This window comes from Nocardioides currus (assembly GCF_003057875.1).
In the GTDB taxonomy this organism is placed as follows: Bacteria; Actinomycetota; Actinomycetes; order Propionibacteriales; family Nocardioidaceae; genus Nocardioides; species Nocardioides currus.
On record NZ_PYXZ01000006.1, the window covers coordinates 117,857 to 134,200 of the forward strand.

Here is a 16,344-nt window from a genome sequence, read left to right on the forward strand (position 1 = left end):
GGCGGCCCAGATCCGTGGGGCAAGGTGTTGCCAGCGCCACACGCGTCCCACGCGCACCACCTCTGTCCCACTGGAGAAACCATGCGATCTGCCCTCCCGGGCCGACCCCTGCGGGCCCGGCGGACGGCCGCCACCTGGCTGCTGAGCCTCGCCCTCCTGCCCTCGTCCGTCGCCGTCGCCGGCTGCAGCGCGAGCACCGATCCGGCATCCCCGGGGGCGGCCGCGAGCCACGTCGGCGCCACCGTCCGGACCGAGCCGGCCGCGCCGTCCGAGCTGGCGACGACCGCCCAGGTCGGCACCGTCGTGGGCCGCCTGCCCGGGCAGCGCCGCAAGGCGGTGCGCAAGGACGTGACCTCGGTGATCGACCGCTGGTGGGAGAAGGCCTACCTCTCGGGCGCGGGCTCGCAGACCGACGTCGCGTCCGCCTTCCCGGGGTTCACCCCCGGCGCCCGGCGCCGGGCGACCTTCGACCGCGAGCTGATGACCAACGTCGACCTCGACGCCGCCGAGCTCACCCCGCTGATGCGCAAGGTGCGCCTCGACCTGCTCGCCGTCGACCGACGGGCGAAGTCGGTCACCGCCCGCTTCGACCTCCGCATGCGCACGACCGGCACCGAGGCCGGTCGCCTGCGCGTGAGCGGGCGCCTCTTCCTCACCCGCAAGCCGCAGGGCTGGCAGGTCTTCGGCTACGACGTCTCCAAGGGGTGGCTGTGATGCTCCGCCGGTTCCCGACCCTCACGCGCTCGCTGCGCACGGGCCTGCTCGTCCTCGTCCTGGGCGCGGCGGCCCTCGTCGTCCCCGACTCGGCCGTCCAGCCGACCGGCGTGGAGCTGGTCCGCATCAAGCGGGCCGGTGGTGTCTCGGTCGGCCCCGACGTCGTCTGGATCCTCGCCGTCGGCTCCGACGCTCGCCCGGGGGAGGACATGCTGCGCAGTCGCGGTGACGCGCTCCAGCTGATCGGGATCAACACCAGGACCGACGCTGCCACGGCCATCGGCGTGCCTCGCGACTCGTGGGTCTCGATCCCGGGTCACGGCATGAACAAGATCAACGCCTCGCTCTACTTCGGCGGTCCGAAGGGGATGGCCGGCGCGATGGCCAACCTCACCGGCATCACACCCGACTACGTGATGGTCACGCGCTTCCCGTTCTTCGAGAACATGGTCGACGACATCGGGGGCATCGAGGTCCGCAACCCCCGTCGCTTCACCGATCCCTACCTCAAGAAGGAGGGGTTCAGGGCCGGCCGGATCCACCTCGGCGGCTACGACGCGATGGCCTTCTCGCGCATCCGCAAGTCGCTGGCCGGTGGCGACTTCGACCGCTCCGCCAACCAGCAGCGGACCCTCCGGGGCATCCATGCCCGCATCCGCGCCCAGGCCGACCGGCCCGGCTTCATCGAGCGCGGGGTGATGTCGGTGCTGAGGAACATGGGCACCAACCTCGGGCCTGCCGAGCTCTACCAGCTCGCGCAGGCCGTGGCCCAGGTCGAGCCCGGCAAGATCACGACCTGCGTGATCGGCGGTCGGATCGGGTCGGTCGGCGGGCAGAGCGTCGTCTTCCCCGACGTGGCCCAGGCCCGCCGGCTCGGCAACGCCGCGCGCGCCGACGCCACGTTGAGGGGCTGCTGATCAGCGCGGGTAGATGTGCCCGTCGGCCAGGCCCAGGTCCAGCACGACCGCCTCGGCGAACAGCTGCACCCGCAGCCCGATCGACGCGGCGCCGTACCTGCTGTCCTTGACCACCTGACGCTGGAGCAGGCCCGCTCCGCCGGGCAGCTCCACGGTCTGGCCCGGAGCGGGTACGGCGACGGGCTGGCCCCGGAAGGTGATGGCGCCGATGCTCGAGGTGACCTTGGACTTCACCGGCCGGTTCTCCTTCCCGCGCATCGTGACCCTGCTGACGATGTCACTGACCTCGAGCCCGACGGCGGGCACGGAGGTGGAGGCGATGCTGACCGCCGAGAAGCCCTTGGCGAGGTCCTTCCTGGCGTTCTGCTTGCCGCGGTGCGAGTACGTGACGCCGGTGACCCGGGCGACGAGGCCGCCGAGCACGCCGGCCGACGGGACGTGGTAGGTCATCGTCTTGCCGAGGGTGCCCTCGCAGGGGATCGACTTGTGCTGCACGTTGCCGAAGCGCAGCGAGCTCTGGAGGGCCTGGAGGTCGAGCGCGGAGCCGCCGGCCCGGAAGACGCCGGCCGGCGCCGGGGCGCCGATGCGCGCGTTGGCCGAGCCGATCTCCACGAGCTGGCGGCTGCCGCCGGCGTCGACCACGATCTCGAGCGCCATCGCCTCCGAGGTGGCCCGCTTGGCGTTGGCCGAGCCGCGCACCTTGCCGAGCGCGATCGAGCCCAGGCCGGGGATCTGGATCGGCGCGGTGGCGGACTGCAGGACCTTGAAGATCTCGTTGGCGGCCTGGTTGGTGCCCTCGAAGACCGTGTCGGTCACCTGGTCGAGCGGCGCCAGCAGCGCCTCGAGCGGGGTGCCCTGCAGGGGAGTGCCCTCGAGCAGCTCGAGGCGGATGCGCGCGAAGTCGAACGACTCCTCGTGGCCGAAGCCCTGCGGCGTGTGGAACGCGTTGGCCGAGGTGGTGAGGCCCTCGATCACCAGCGTCGGCGTCCTGACCCCGGCGACCTCGCCGCCGATGCGGATGTCACCGACGGTGTTGACGCCGACCACGCCGTTGGTGCTGCCGTCCTGGTAGGTGTCGGTGCGACTCGTGCTCGCCGCGATGTTCACCAGCGGGTTGTCGGGGACGCTGAGCACCGACGACTTCTCGGCGCTCTGGCCGATGGCTCGCGTGCACCGCAGCTGGGCGTGCGCGTCCTTGACGTTGAACGCCTCGACGTTGTCCGTCACCAGCTTCACGGCGTAGACGTCGGCGCGGTAGCCGAAGTCGGTCAGCGTCGGGGCGGATCGTTCCGCGGAGGCGACGGCCGCGGCCGGGCCGGCGGTGCCCGCCAGCAGGCTCAGCGTGACGGTGGTGGACAGGGCGAGGCCCGAGATCAGCTTGCTCACGGTGGAGTGCTCCCAATGTCGATGTTGTAACGCAGTGTTACACATCTCGGGAGTGAAGCGCCTCCGGCAGGATTCGAACCTGCGGCACCCGGTACCGGAAACCGGTGCTCTATCCCCTGAGCTACGGAGGCTCGGGCGAAGCAGACCCTACAACCCAGCCGGCCCGGCCGGCACATCGGTCGGGACCTCGGCTGGTGAAACCGGGTCGGAGGCACCCGTGCAGCGCCGATAGGCTGGGTCGGTGACTCCGGACCAGCTCTCCCAGACCATCGTCGACGTCCTCGAGGCCGCGGTGGCCGACGGGTCCGTGACGCTGCCCGACGGCGTCCCGACGACGGTCACGATCGAGCGGCCCCGGCAGAAGGGCCACGGCGACTACGCCACCAACGTCGCCCTCCAGCTGGCCAAGCGAGCCGGCACCAACCCGCGTGCGTTCGCCGAGGTCGTCGCCTCCCGGCTGACCGCGTCCGACGGTGTCGCGGCCGTCGAGGTCGCCGGACCGGGCTTCCTCAACATCACCGTCGCCGCGGGCGCCCAGGGACAGGTCGCCGCCGACATCGTCGCGGCCGGGTCGTCTTACGGCGCCTCCGACGCGTTCGCCGGCGAGAAGATCAACCTCGAGTTCGTCTCCGCCAACCCGACCGGTCCGCTGCACCTCGGCGGCGTCCGCTGGGCCGCCGTGGGCGACGCGCTCGGCCGGATCTTCACCCTCGCCGGGGCCGAGGTCACGCGGGAGTACTACTTCAACGACCACGGTGCGCAGATCGACCGGTTCAGTGGGTCGTTGCTCGCCAGTGCGCGGAAGCGGCCCGTGCCCGAGGACGGGTACGGCGGGCAGTACATCCACGACATCGCGGACGCCGTGGTCGAGAAGCACCCCGAGGTGCTCGACCTCGACGACGACAAGGCGCAGGAGCTCTTCCGCGAGGTCGGCGTCGAGATGATGTTCGCCGAGATCAAGCAGTCGCTGCACGAGTTCGGGGTCGACTTCGACGTCTACTTCCACGAGGACGACCTGCATCGCAGCGGTGCCGTCCAGAAGGCGATCGACCGGCTCACCGAGCTCGGCAACACCTACGAGTCCGACGGCGCCCTGTGGCTGCGCACCGAGCAGTTCGGCGACGACAAGGACCGCGTGGTCGTGCGCTCCAACGGTGCGGCGGCCTATCTCTCCGGCGACCTGGCCTACTACCTCGACAAGCGCGAGCGCGGGTTCGACCGCTGCTTCATCATGCTGGGCGCCGACCACCACGGCTACGTCGGCCGGATGAACGCGATGTGCTCGGCCTTCGGCGACGAGCCGGGCAAGAACCTCGAGATCCTGATCGGGCAGATGGTCAACCTGCTCAGGGACGGCGAGCCGATGCGGATGTCCAAGCGGGCGGGCACGATCGTCACGATCGACGACCTGGTCGGCGCCATCGGCGTCGACGCGAGCCGCTACGCGCTGGCGCGCTACCACTCCGACTCGCCGATCGACATCGACCTCGACCTGTGGTCGCGCGCGACCAACGACAACCCGGTCTTCACCGTGCAGTACGCCCATGCGCGGGTGGCGAGCCTGATGCGCAACGCCGCCGACCTCGGGGTCGAGGCGCAGTCGCACCCCGAGCTGCTCACGCACGAGAAGGAGGGCGAGCTGCTCCGCGCCCTCGCCGAGCTCCCGCGGGTGATCAAGGCAGCCGCCGAGCTGCGCGAGCCGCACCGGGTGGCGCGCTACCTCGAGGAGCTCGCCGGGACCTACCACCGGTTCTACGACAACTGCCGCGTGCTGCCGCGGGGCGACGAGGAGACCAGCGACCTGCACCGTGCGCGGCTGCTCCTGGTCGACGCGACCCGCGTCGTGCTCGCCAACGGGCTCGGCCTGCTCGGCGTCTCGGCGCCCGAGCGGATGTGAGCGCGTGCCCACCTCGCACCCGTCCGGCTGGGCACACGCCGACGGCGCCCTGAAGGGGCCGCACTGGCTCCAGCGCCCCACCGACGCCAACGAGATCGTCCCGCGGCTCTGGTCGAGCACGACCGAGAAGACCGCGGGCGTGCTCAGCGTCGGCGGCGTGGCCCTCGCCGACGTCGTCGCCCGGCAGGGCAGCCCGGCCTACGTCCTCGACGAAGCCGACTTCCGGGCTCGCGCGCGCGCCTTCAAGCAGGCCTTCGCGGCGTACGACGTCTTCTACGCCGGCAAGGCGTTCCTCTCGGTGACCACCGTGCGCTGGCTGGCGGAGGAGGGGCTCCACCTCGACGTGTGCTCGGGCGGCGAGCTGAGCGTGGCCGAGCGCGCCGGCTTCCCGATGGCGCGCGTCGGCTTCCACGGCAACAACAAGACCGAGCGCGAGCTCGCGCGGGCCCTCGAGCTGGGCGTCGGGCGGATCATCGTCGACTCCTTCCACGAGATCGCGCGGCTCGAGCAGCTGACCACCGAGCTCGGCCGCACCGCCCGCGTGATGATCCGCGTGACCGCGGGCGTCGAGGCGCACACCCACGAGTACATCGCCACCGCGCACGAGGACCAGAAGTTCGGCTTCTCGATCACGAGCGGCGACGCCCTCGAGGCCGTACGCCGCGTGCGCGACGCCCCCGGTCTGGAGCTGCTCGGCCTGCACAGCCACATCGGCAGCCAGATCTTCGACTCCTCGGGCTTCGAGGTCGCGGCCCGCCGCGTCCTGGCCCTGCACGCCCGCGTGGGCGAGGAGCTCGGCGTCGACATGCCCGAGATGGACCTCGGCGGCGGGTTCGGCATCGCCTACACGACCCAGGACGACCCGAGCGATCCCGCGCAGCTCGCGACCGAGATGACCAAGATCGTCGAGCACGAGTGCCGCGCCCTCGGCGTCGCCGCGCCGCGGCTGAGCATCGAGCCGGGCCGGGCGATCGTCGGCCCGTCGATGTGCACCGTCTACACCGTCGGCACGGTCAAGGAGGTCGCCCTCGACGGCGGCCTCACCCGCACCTACGTCTCGGTCGACGGCGGGATGAGCGACAACATCCGCACCGCGCTGTACGACGCCGACTACTCCGCGACCCTCGCGAGCCGTGCGTCCGAGGCTGTGCCGGTGCTGGCGCGCGTCGTGGGCAAGCACTGCGAGGCCGGCGACATCGTGGTGAAGGACGAGTTCCTCCCCGGTGACGTGGCCCCGGGCGACCTGGTGGCGGTGCCCGGGACCGGCGCCTACTGCCGCTCGATGGCCTCCAACTACAACCATGCGCTGCGACCTCCGGTGATCGCTGTGCGGGACGGGAAGATCTCCGTCGTGCTGCGCAGGGAGACTGAAGACGACCTGTTGGCTACTGACGTGGGTGCATGAATGGATGACAAGCGACTGAAGGTCGCGGTGCTGGGCTGTGGATCGGTGGGCTCACAGGTGGTGCGCCTGCTCACGGAGCAGGCCGACGACCTCGCGGCTCGCGTCGGCGCGCCCGTCGAGCTGGTCGGGGTGGCCGTGCGCCGCCTCGACGCCCAGCGGGAGGTCGACGTGCCCGCGGAGCTGCTGACGACCGACGCGGCCGGGCTGGTGGCCCGCGACGACGTCGACCTGGTGGTCGAGGTCATCGGCGGCATCGAGCCCGCCCGCTCGCTGATCCTGGCGGCGCTCTCCGGCGGCGCCAGCGTGGTCACGGCCAACAAGGCCCTGCTGGCCGAGGACGGCCCCACCCTGTTCGAGGCGGCGGCCAAGGCCGAGCGCGACCTCTACTACGAGGCCGCCGTGGCCGGCGCCATCCCGATCCTGCGGCCGCTGCGCGAGTCGCTGGCCGGCGACAGGGTCACCCGCGTCCTCGGCATCGTCAACGGCACCACCAACTTCATCCTCGACAAGATGGACACCTCGGGCGCCGGCTTCTCGGAGGCGCTCGAGGAGGCGCAGGACCTCGGCTTCGCCGAGGCCGACCCGACCGCCGACGTCGAGGGCTTCGACGCGGCGGCCAAGGCGGCGATCCTGGCCAGCCTCGCGTTCCACTCGCGGGTCACGGCCTCCGACGTCTACCGCGAGGGCATCTCCGAGGTCACCGCCGCCGACGTCCAGTCGGCCCGCGAGATGGACTCGGTCGTCAAGCTGCTCGCCATCTGCGAGCTGCGGGGAGACCAGGTCGCGGCCCGCGTGCACCCCGCGATGATCCCGCGCAGCCACCCGCTCGCCAGCGTGCGCGGCGCCTACAACGCCGTGTTCGTCGAGTCCGAGGCCGCCGGCCAGCTGATGTTCTACGGCCCCGGAGCAGGCGGCTCGCCCACGGCCAGCGCCGTGCTGGGCGACCTCGTGACGGTCGCCCGCAACCGGCTCAGCGACACCCGCGGCGCCGGCGAGTCGGCGTACGCCGATCGGGCCGTGCTGCCGATGGGGGAGACCCGCACCCGCTACCACGTGGCGCTCGACGTCGACGACCGCTCGGGCGTGCTCGCCGCCGTGGCCAACGCGTTCGCCGACAACGACGTCTCGATCCAGACCGTGCGCCAGGAGGGTCGCGGCGAGGACGCGCAGCTCGTCGTGGTCAGCCACGCCGCCACCGACGCCGCGCTCAGCGCGACCGTCGAGCACCTGCGGACCATGGACATCGTGCGCGACGTCACCTCGGTGATGCGCGTCGAAGGGGGAGACGAATGACCACCGGCCAGTGGCCCCGCCGTCAGTGGCGGGGCGTGATCGAGGAGTACCGCGACCTCCTCGACCTCCCGGAGGGCCTCGAGGCGGTCACCCTGCGCGAGGGCGGCACCCCGCTCGTGCACTCCGAGTGGCTCTCCGGTCTGACCGGCGGCCAGGTCTGGCTCAAGGTCGAGGCCAACAACCCGACCGGCTCGTTCAAGGACCGTGGCATGACCGCCGCCATCTCGGTCGCGAAGCACGAGGGATCCGAGGCGGTCGTGTGCGCCTCCACCGGCAACACGTCGGCGTCGATGGCGGCCTACGCCGCCAAGGCCGGGCTCAAGCCGCTCGTCCTCATCCCCGAGGGCAAGATCGCGGCCGGCAAGATGGCGCAGGCCGTCGTGCACGGCGCGCAGATCGTCATGGTCCGCGGCAACTTCGACCACTGCCTCGACCTCGCGCGCGGGCTGGCCCGCGACTACCCGGTCGCACTGGTCAACTCGGTCAACCCGGTCCGCCTCCAGGGCCAGAAGACCGGCTCGTTCGAGATCTGCGACTTCCTCGGCGACGCCCCCGACTACCACCTGCTCCCGGTCGGCAACGCGGGCAACATCGCGGCCTACTGGCTGGGTTACCAGCAGTACGCCGAGCTCGGCCGCGCGACGAAGCTGCCCGTGATGCGCGGCTTCCAGGCCGAGGGAGCGGCGCCGCTCGTCACCGGCGAGCCGTTCCCCGACCCGGAGACCAAGGCGACCGCGATCCGTGTGGGCAACCCGGCGTCCTGGCACCTCGCCGAGATGGCGGCCAAGGAGTCGGAGGGCCGCTTCGCCGCGCTCTCGGACGCGCAGATCCTCTCGGCTCAGGCCGAGCTCGCCCGCCGCGACGGCGTCTTCGTCGAGCCGGCGTCGGCGGCCGGGGTGGCGGGCATGCTCGCCGAGCTCGCCGCCGGCGAGAGCTACGCCGGGAAGACGGTCGCGATCACGGTCACCGGGCACGGGCTCAAGGACACCGCCACCGCGCTCGAGTCCTACACCGACATCGTCGACACCGTCATCGATGCCGACGTGGCCGCGGCCGCCGCGGCTGCCGGTCTCGCCTGAGCATGGCGACCTTCGTCAGCGGCCCCGTGCGGGTCACGGTCCCCGCCACGTCGGCCAACCTCGGTCCGGGCTTCGACTCGCTCGGCCTCGCCCTGTCCCTGCGCGACACCCTGTCGGCCGAGGTCACGGGCGAGGGGCTCACGGTCGAGGTGACGGGCGCCGGCGCCGACGACGTCCCCCTCGACGAGTCCCACCTCGTGGTCCGCTCCATGCGGGCGGCGTTCGCCGCGATGGACGCGGAGCCCTCCGGGCTGACCCTGCGCTGCACCAACGTCATCCCGCACGGTCGCGGGCTCGGGTCGTCCTCGGCCGCGATCGTCGGCGGCGTCACGCTCGCCCGTGCCCTCGTCGCCGGCGGGCAGCTGCTGCTCGACGACGAGTCCCTGTTCCGCCTCGCGGCCGACATCGAGGGCCACCCCGACAACGTCGCCCCGGCGTTCTACGGCGGTTTCGTCATCTCCGGGCGTGAGGACGACGATTGGTACGCCGTGCCCGCCGGCGTCGACCCGCGCGTCGGCGCCGTGGTCTACGTCCCGCCGACCCCGGTCGAGACGAGGGTCGCCCGCGGTCTCCTGCCCGAGGTCGTGCCGCACGCCGACGCCGCGGCCAACAGCGGACGGGCCGCGCTGCTCGTCGCCGCCCTCGCCGGACGGCCGGAGCACCTGCTGGCCGCCACCCGCGACTACCTGCACCAGGAGCAGCGCGAGCCGGCCATGCCCGAGTCGCTGGCCCTGGTCCACGCGCTGAGGGCCGACGGGATCGCCGCCGTGGTCAGCGGGGCAGGCCCCACCGTGCTGGCCTTCACGGCCGGCAACGACCGCGAGCTGGTCGCACGCGCCCCGCGGGGGTGGGCGTGCCACGCCCTGTCCGTCGAGGCGGCCGGCGCACTCGTCGGGGACTGACCGGTCCGGCCCCGAGGCCGGGTCGGCTGGTGCTAGCATCGCGCTGCGCCGTACGGCGTGAGCACCTCCGCAGCGGTTCGCCCGCAGGGTGCCGAGCTCGTCCCGGCCGTCTGGTTGCCGGGTTCCCGTCCTGACGACACGCGCCGCTCTTCTCGCCAGCGGCCCCACAACCGAGTTGGACCCACGTGACTGAAACTCCTGACGCTCCCACCGCTGCGCCCGCCACGAAGCGCGCCAAGTCGGGTGGGGGACTCAGCTCCATGCTCCTCGCCGACCTGAAGTCGATGGCGAGCGGGCTGGGCGTCCCCGGCGCCGGCTCGATGAAGAAGGCCCAGCTGGTCGATGCCATCAAGGCCGTCCAGTCCGGCGGGTCGAAGCCGGCCGACAAGCCGGCCGAGAAGCGTGCCGACAAGCCGGCTGAGAGGGCCGACAAGCCGGCCGAGAAGCCGGCCGAGAAGCCTGCCGGGAACACCGAGAGGGCCGAGCCCGCCGCGGACGCGCCGAGCACGCCCACCGTCCAGGTGACCACCCGCCAGCGCACCCGCAATCGCCAGCCGGAGAAGCAGGGCGGCCAGCAGGCCGAGAAGAAGCAGGACGCGCAGAAGCAGGCCGAGAAGCCCTCCTACAAGCCGTCGGACCGGCCCGCCGAGAAGCAGGCCGAGCAGAAGCAGGTCGAGCAGAAGCAGGCCGACCAGAAGCAGGCCGACCAGAAGCAGGACGAGAAGCCCGCCGAGCGGCAGGGCGGCCAGCGCCAGCAGGACCGCCAGCCGAACCAGAACCAGAACCAGCAGGGTCAGCAGGGTCCGCACCAGAACGAGGACACCGACGAGGACGGCGAGGGCGGCAGCCGCCGCAACCGCCGCCGCCGAGGTCGCGACCGCGACCGGCAGGCCAACCGTGCCCCGGGTGGTCGCAACGAGCCCGACACGACGGTGCTCGAGGACGACGTCCTCGTGCCGGCGGCTGGCATCCTCGACGTCCTGGACAACTACGCCTTCGTGCGGACCTCGGGCTACCTCCCGGGCACCGACGACGTCTACCTGTCGCTGTCGATGGTGCGTCGCTTCGGCCTGCGCCGCGGCGACGCCGTGGTCGGCCAGGTGCGCCAGCCCCGCGAGGGCGAGCGCAAGGAGAAGTTCAACCCGATGGTGCGCATCGACAGCGTCAACGGCGCCGACCCGGAGGCCGCCCGCGAGCGCACCGAGTTCGAGTCGTTCACGCCCGTGCACCCCACCGAGCGCCTGCGCCTCGAGACCGACGGCGCCAACCTGATCGGGCGGGTCATCGACATCGCCGCGCCGATCGGCAAGGGCCAGCGTGGCCTCGTCGTTGCGCCGCCGAAGACCGGTCGGACCACGCTCCTCCAGTCGGTCGCGCAGTCGATCTCCAAGAACAACCCCGAGGTCCACCTGATGGTGGTGCTCCTCGACGCCCGCCCCGAGGAGGTCACCGACTTCCAGCGCGCCGTGAAGGGCGAGGTCATCGCCTCGACCTTCGACCGGGCCGCCAGCGACCACACGATGCTCGCCGAGCTCGCGATCGAGCGCGCCAAGCGACTCGTCGAGCTCGGCCACGACGTGACGGTGCTGCTCGACTCGGTGACGAGCCTGGCCCGGGCCTACAACGTCTCCGCGCCCGCGACCGGCCGCACGCTCGCCGGCGGCGTCGACGCCGGTGCCGTGCACCCGCCCAAGCAGCTCTTCGGCGCGGCCCGCAACGTCGAGGGCGGCGGCTCGCTGACCGTCCTCGCGACGGTCGTCGTCGAGACCGGCTCGGCCACCGACGAGGTGATCTACGAGGAGCTCGGCGGCACCGCCAACATGGAGCTGCGGCTGCGTCGCGAGCTGGCCGAGGGCCTCACCTACCCCGCCGTCGACTTCGTGGCGTCGGGCACGCGCCACGAGGCGCTGCTCTCCAGCGACCAGGAGGCGGGGATCGTCGCGTCGCTGCGGCGCCGGATGTCCGCGGACCCGATCGAGTCCGTCGCGCCGGTGCTCGAGCAGATCCGGGGCGCGCAGAACAACATCGCGTTCCTCACCCACCTGCAGCCCGGCTCCGGCCGGGGCAAGTAGCGCGGAACAGGTCGGGGGACCACCATGGCGCGCATCCTGGTCGCGGACGACGATGTCGACATCCGCGAGCTCGTGGAGTTCAAGCTCACCTCGCTCGGGCACGAGGTGGTGGCCGTCGCCGACGGCATGGCCGCGGTCCGGGCGTGCCAGGAGCAGCGGCCCGACCTGGCCGTGCTGGACGTGATGATGCCCGGGCTCTCGGGCCTGGACGCGGTCCGGCTGATCCGGGCCGAGACCGCCCTGGCGGACCTTCCCGTCATCCTGCTGACGGCCCGGGCGCAGGAGTCCGATGTGGAGACGGGCTTCGACTCGGGTGCCGACGACTACATCACCAAGCCCTTCAGTCCGCGCGAGCTCGCCCACCGGGTGGCGGCCCTGCTGGCCCGCGACGAGTGAGGGAATGCCCGGATTCGCACTGGCGTTGACCTCGGTGGCACACTTGTGCGCTGGTTCCGGTTCACGTCTCCTGCAACCGAGCACTGACGACCCGGAACATCGACCGACAAGGACGACACCCCATGAAGAAGGACATCCACCCGGACTACGTGGAGACCCAGGTCACCTGCACCTGTGGCGCGAAGTTCACCACCCGCAGCACCGCGACCTCCGGCTCGATCCACGCCGACGTCTGCTCGCAGTGCCACCCGTTCTACACCGGCAAGCAGAAGATCCTCGACACCGGCGGCCGCGTGGCCCGCTTCGAGGCTCGCTACGCCAAGAAGGCCCCGGCCGGCGCCCCGGCCGAGAGCGCCGAGAGCAAGTAGCCCCTCTCCAGCGCCGACCTCCCGCAATGCGGGAGGTCGGCGCTGTTCATTTCCTGCCGTCCCGCACCGCCACCCGCTCGCCACTTGCGCAAGGAGCCGACCCGTGTTCGAGGCCGTTGAAGGGCTCGTCGCCGAGCACGCCGACATCGAGGCCCGGCTCGCCGCGCCCGAGACCCACGCCGACCAGCGGCTGGCCAAGCAGCTCAACCAGCGCTACGCGGAGCTGAGCGCGATCGTCTCGACCTGGCGGCACTGGCTCCAGCTGGCCGACGACATCGAGGCCGCCCGCGAGCTCGCGTCGGAGGACCCCGCCTTCGCCGACGAGGCGGCGCAGCTCACCGCCGAGCGCGAGACGACCCAGGAGCGGCTGCGTCACCTGCTCATCCCGCGCGACCCGGCCGACGCCAAGGACGCCCTCCTCGAGGTGAAGTCGGGCGAGGGCGGTGAGGAGTCGGCGCTGTTCGCCGGCGACCTGCTGCGGATGTACACCCGATTCGCGGACCAGCACGGCTGGAGCACCGAGGTGCTCGACGCCACCGAGTCCGACCTGGGCGGCTACAAGTCGGTCACGGTCGCGGTGAAGGCCAAGGGCACGCCGCAGCCCGGCGAGGCGCCGTACGCCCTCCTCAAGTTCGAGGGTGGCGTGCACCGGGTGCAGCGCGTCCCGGTCACCGAGTCGCAGGGCCGGGTGCACACCAGCGCCGCCGGCGTCCTGGTGATGCCCGAGGCCGAGCAGGTCGACGTCGAGATCGACGACAACGACCTGCGCATCGACGTCTACCGCTCGTCGGGCCCCGGAGGGCAGAGCGTCAACACCACCGACTCGGCCGTCCGCATCACGCACCTGCCGACCGGGATCGTCGCCAGCTGCCAGAACGAGAAGAGCCAGCTCCAGAACAAGGAGTCGGCCATGCGGATCCTCCGCGCCCGGCTGCTCGCCGCCGCCGAGGAGGAGGCCAACGCCCAGGCCAGCGCCGCGCGCAAGAGCCAGATCCGCACCGTCGACCGCTCCGAGCGCATCCGCACCTACAACTTCCCGGAGAACCGCATCTCCGACCACCGCACCGGTTACAAGGCCTACAACCTCGACACCGTGCTCGACGGCGACCTCGGCCCGGTGCTCCAGTCCTGCGTCGAGGCCGACCTCGCCTCGCGGCTGGAGGGCCTGAACGAATGACGTCCGTACGCCGCAGCGTGGCCTTGGCCTCGGCGGTCGGCCGGCTCCGTGCGGCCGGGGTCGCGAGCCCCGAGCACGACGCGGCCGAGCTCCTCGCCCACGTCCACGGCATGGAGCGGCGCGACCTGTTCCGGGTCGACACCGTGGAGGGGGAGCGGGCGACGCGCTTCGAGTCCCTCGTCGCCCGGCGTGCGGCACGCGAGCCCCTCCAGCACCTGACCGGCGCCGCGTACTTCCGCCACGTCGAGCTCGCGGTGGGACCCGGCGTCTTCGTGCCGCGGCCCGAGACCGAGCTGCTGGCCGGCTGGGCGATCGAGCACGCGCAGGCCGTGGCCGGTCGCGCCCCGGTCGTCGTCGACCTGTGCACCGGGTCGGGCGCCATCGCCCGGGCGGTCGCCGACGAGGTGCCCGACGCGGAGGTGCACGCGGTCGAGCTGGACGAGGACGCCCACGCCTGGGCGGAGCGCAACCTCGCCGGCACCGGGGTCGACCTGCGGCAGGGCGACATGGCCACGGCGTTCGACGACCTGCTCGGCACCGTCGACGTGGTGGTGTGCAACCCGCCGTACATCCCGCTCGAGGCGTGGGAGTCGGTGGCTCGCGAGGCCCGCGACCACGACCCCCACCTCGCCCTCTTCTCCGGCGACGACGGCCTCGACGCCATCCGGGTCCTCGCCGTGCGCGCGGCCGGGCTGCTGCGGCCGGGGGGAGTGGTCGGCGCGGAGCACGCCGACGTCCAGGGCGACTCGGCGCCGGGCGTCTTCGCCGCCGCCGGTCGCTGGTCCGACGTCGTCGACCACCGCGACCTGGCAGGTCGTCCGCGCTTCACGACGGCCCGGCTGGCACGATAGGCAGGTGCAACGACTGACCGTGACGACCGACGACGAGCGCGAGGCGGCGATCGAGGCCGCCTCCCTGGCCATCCGCCGGGGGGAGCTGATCGTCCTGCCGACCGACACGGTCTACGGCATCGGCGCCGACGCGTTCTCCCCGGACGCGGTCCAGGCGCTGCTGGACGCCAAGGGACGCGGTCGCGACATGCCCCCGCCGGTCCTGGTCAGTGCCGCCACCACCCTCGACGCGCTCGCGATCGGCGTGCCGGACTACGCCCGCGCCCTGGTCGAGGAGTTCTGGCCGGGCGCCCTGACGATCGTGTGCCGCCAGCAGTCCTCCCTGCAGTGGGACCTCGGCGAGACGCGGGGGACCGTCGCCGTACGCATGCCGGACGACGAGGTCGCCCTGGCCATCCTGGAGCGGACGGGGCCGCTGGCCGTCAGCTCGGCCAACCTGTCCGGCCGCCCGGCCGCCCACACCGCCGACGAGGCGGAGCAGATGCTGGGGGAGTCGGTCGAGGTGATCGTCGACGCCGGCACCAGCCCGGGCGCCGCCGCCCACGGCCAGGCCTCGACCATCGTCGACTGCACCGGGCCCGAGGGCCGGATCCTGCGGCAGGGCGCACTGTCGGTGGAGCAGCTCAACGCCGTCCTCGAGCCGCTGGGCAGCCGGCTCACGGACGAGGGCCAGCCCTGACCTCATGCGCGAATACCTCCTCGTCTTCCTGGTCGCGGGCACCATCACCTACCTGCTGACCGTGATCGCGCGCGAGATCGCGCTGCGCACCGGCGCGACCGCGGCCGTGCGTGACCGGGACGTCCACACCGAGCCGATCCCCTACATGGGCGGGCTGGCGATGCTCGGCGGGTTGTGGGCGGCGTACCTCGTGGCGCGCGAGCTGCCGTTCCTGTCCACCAGCGGCTCCCTGGTCTTCCAGGACGCCGGGGTCGTGCTGCTCGCGGGCAGTCTGGTCTGCGCGGTCGGCGTGCTCGACGACATCTTCGAGCTCGACGCCCTGACCAAGTTCGGCGGGCAGGTGCTCGCCGCGTCGCTGCTCGTGGTCTTCGGGGTGCGCTTCTACTTCTTCCCGCAGCTGCCCGGCATGGACGCCAACCAGTTCTCCCTCGACGAGGCGCAGGGGGCGTTGCTGAGCGTGGTGGTCGTGATCGCGACGATCAACGCGGTCAACTTCGTCGACGGCCTCGACGGGCTCGCGGCCGGCGTGGTCGGGATCGGTGCGGTCGCGTTCTTCTTCTTCTGCTACGTCCTGACGGCCGAGAAGGACCTCACGCTGGCCACCACGGGCGCCCTGCTCACCGCTGCTCTGGCCGGGGCGTGCGCGGGGTTCCTGCCCCACAACTTCCACCCGGCGCGCCTGTTCATGGGCGACTCCGGGTCGATGCTGATCGGCCTCGTGCTCTCCGCCAGCGCGCTCACCCTGACCGGGCAGTTCACCGGCACCGAGATCGCCTCCGACGGCAACAGCATCTTCGTCACCGTGCTGCCGGTGCTGCTGCCGGTCTCGATCCTGATGGTGCCGGTCGTCGACCTGGTGCTGGCGGTCGTACGCCGCACACGGGCCGGGCGGTCGCCGTTCGCGCCCGACAAGCAGCACCTGCACCACCGGCTGCTCGAGATCGGCCACTCGCAGCGACGGGCGGTCTACATCATGTGGATGTGGGCCGCGCTGGTCGCGGGGGGATCGGTGCTGGTCAGCCTGCGCAGCGGGACCTCGACGTGGGTCGGGCTGGCCGCGATGTTCGTTGTCGTGGTTGTGATGACGTTCGTGCTTCCGAGTCTGCACAAACCGGGCGCGAAGAGACCCGATTCGAACCCGGCCGAGACTTTGTGATAGTTTTCACGAGCGTTCGAACGGGCCGCTCACCACGGTCCTCGAACATGGA

General features: G+C 72.1%; 15 protein-coding genes and 1 tRNA gene. 14 read left to right on the forward strand and 2 right to left on the reverse strand.

The window, feature by feature from the left end:
• Window positions 1–81 precede the first annotated feature (81 nt).
• A complete protein-coding gene (locus C7S10_RS14250) occupies window positions 82–714 on the forward strand; it encodes a hypothetical protein (RefSeq protein ID WP_108345102.1) in 633 nt (210 codons plus the stop codon).
• Window positions 714–1,631 (forward strand): LCP family protein, encoded by a 918-nt coding sequence (locus C7S10_RS14255; protein WP_108345293.1) that lies wholly within the window; start codon window positions 714–716, stop codon window positions 1,629–1,631. Before C7S10_RS14250 ends, C7S10_RS14255 begins: the two co-directional genes overlap by 1 nt.
• Here C7S10_RS14255 and C7S10_RS14260 read toward each other — a convergent pair whose 3' ends face one another.
• The gene (locus tag C7S10_RS14260) at window positions 1,632–3,017 is read right to left on the reverse strand and encodes a choice-of-anchor P family protein (RefSeq protein WP_108345103.1); all 1,386 of its coding nucleotides are present in this window, start codon (window positions 3,015–3,017) and stop codon (window positions 1,632–1,634) included.
• Window positions 3,018–3,075: 58 nt separating this feature from the next.
• Window positions 3,076–3,148 (reverse strand) — tRNA-Arg (locus C7S10_RS14265).
• Window positions 3,149–3,258: 110 nt separating this feature from the next.
• Between C7S10_RS14265 and argS the strand changes: the two genes are divergently transcribed.
• The 12 genes from argS to C7S10_RS14325 all read left to right on the forward strand — a co-directional run bounded on the left by argS (window position 3,259) and on the right by C7S10_RS14325 (window position 16,292).
• A complete protein-coding gene (gene argS, locus C7S10_RS14270) occupies window positions 3,259–4,914 on the forward strand; it encodes an arginine--tRNA ligase (RefSeq protein ID WP_108345104.1) in 1,656 nt (551 codons plus the stop codon).
• Window positions 4,915–4,918: 4 nt separating this feature from the next.
• Window positions 4,919–6,319, forward strand: coding sequence for a diaminopimelate decarboxylase (lysA, locus tag C7S10_RS14275; RefSeq protein ID WP_108345105.1), 1,401 nt, complete (start codon window positions 4,919–4,921; stop codon window positions 6,317–6,319).
• Complete coding sequence (locus tag C7S10_RS14280; protein WP_108345106.1) at window positions 6,320–7,612, forward strand: homoserine dehydrogenase; 1,293 nt, start codon at window positions 6,320–6,322, stop codon at window positions 7,610–7,612. It begins immediately after the preceding gene.
• A complete protein-coding gene (thrC, locus tag C7S10_RS14285; RefSeq protein WP_108345107.1) occupies window positions 7,609–8,691 on the forward strand; it encodes a threonine synthase in 1,083 nt (360 codons plus the stop codon). The genes C7S10_RS14280 and thrC overlap by 4 nt, the downstream gene beginning before the upstream one ends.
• Window positions 8,692–8,693: 2 nt before the next feature.
• A complete protein-coding gene (gene thrB, locus C7S10_RS14290; RefSeq protein WP_108345108.1) occupies window positions 8,694–9,593 on the forward strand; it encodes a homoserine kinase in 900 nt (299 codons plus the stop codon).
• Window positions 9,594–9,778: 185 nt separating this feature from the next.
• A complete protein-coding gene (gene rho / locus C7S10_RS14295) occupies window positions 9,779–11,665 on the forward strand; it encodes a transcription termination factor Rho (protein WP_341476752.1) in 1,887 nt (628 codons plus the stop codon).
• 24 nt (window positions 11,666–11,689) lie between these two features.
• Window positions 11,690–12,061, forward strand: a complete 372-nt coding sequence (locus tag C7S10_RS14300; RefSeq protein WP_108345110.1) for a response regulator transcription factor — start codon at window positions 11,690–11,692, stop codon at window positions 12,059–12,061.
• Window positions 12,062–12,183: 122 nt separating this feature from the next.
• Window positions 12,184–12,429, forward strand: a complete 246-nt coding sequence (rpmE, locus tag C7S10_RS14305) for a 50S ribosomal protein L31 (protein WP_108345111.1) — start codon at window positions 12,184–12,186, stop codon at window positions 12,427–12,429.
• 103 nt (window positions 12,430–12,532) lie between these two features.
• Window positions 12,533–13,606 carry a peptide chain release factor 1 gene (gene prfA, locus C7S10_RS14310; protein WP_108345112.1) on the forward strand — a complete coding sequence of 358 codons (1,074 nt, stop codon included), beginning with the start codon at window positions 12,533–12,535 and terminating at the stop codon, window positions 13,604–13,606.
• Entirely contained in the window at window positions 13,603–14,457 is an 855-nt protein-coding gene (prmC, locus tag C7S10_RS14315) for a peptide chain release factor N(5)-glutamine methyltransferase (protein WP_108345113.1), read from the forward strand. Before prfA ends, prmC begins: the two co-directional genes overlap by 4 nt.
• Window positions 14,458–14,461: 4 nt before the next feature.
• Window positions 14,462–15,136 (forward strand): L-threonylcarbamoyladenylate synthase, encoded by a 675-nt coding sequence (locus tag C7S10_RS14320; RefSeq protein ID WP_108345114.1) that lies wholly within the window; start codon window positions 14,462–14,464, stop codon window positions 15,134–15,136.
• 4 nt (window positions 15,137–15,140) lie between these two features.
• Window positions 15,141–16,292 (forward strand): MraY family glycosyltransferase, encoded by a 1,152-nt coding sequence (locus tag C7S10_RS14325; protein WP_108345115.1) that lies wholly within the window; start codon window positions 15,141–15,143, stop codon window positions 16,290–16,292.
• Window positions 16,293–16,344: the final 52 nt, after the last annotated feature.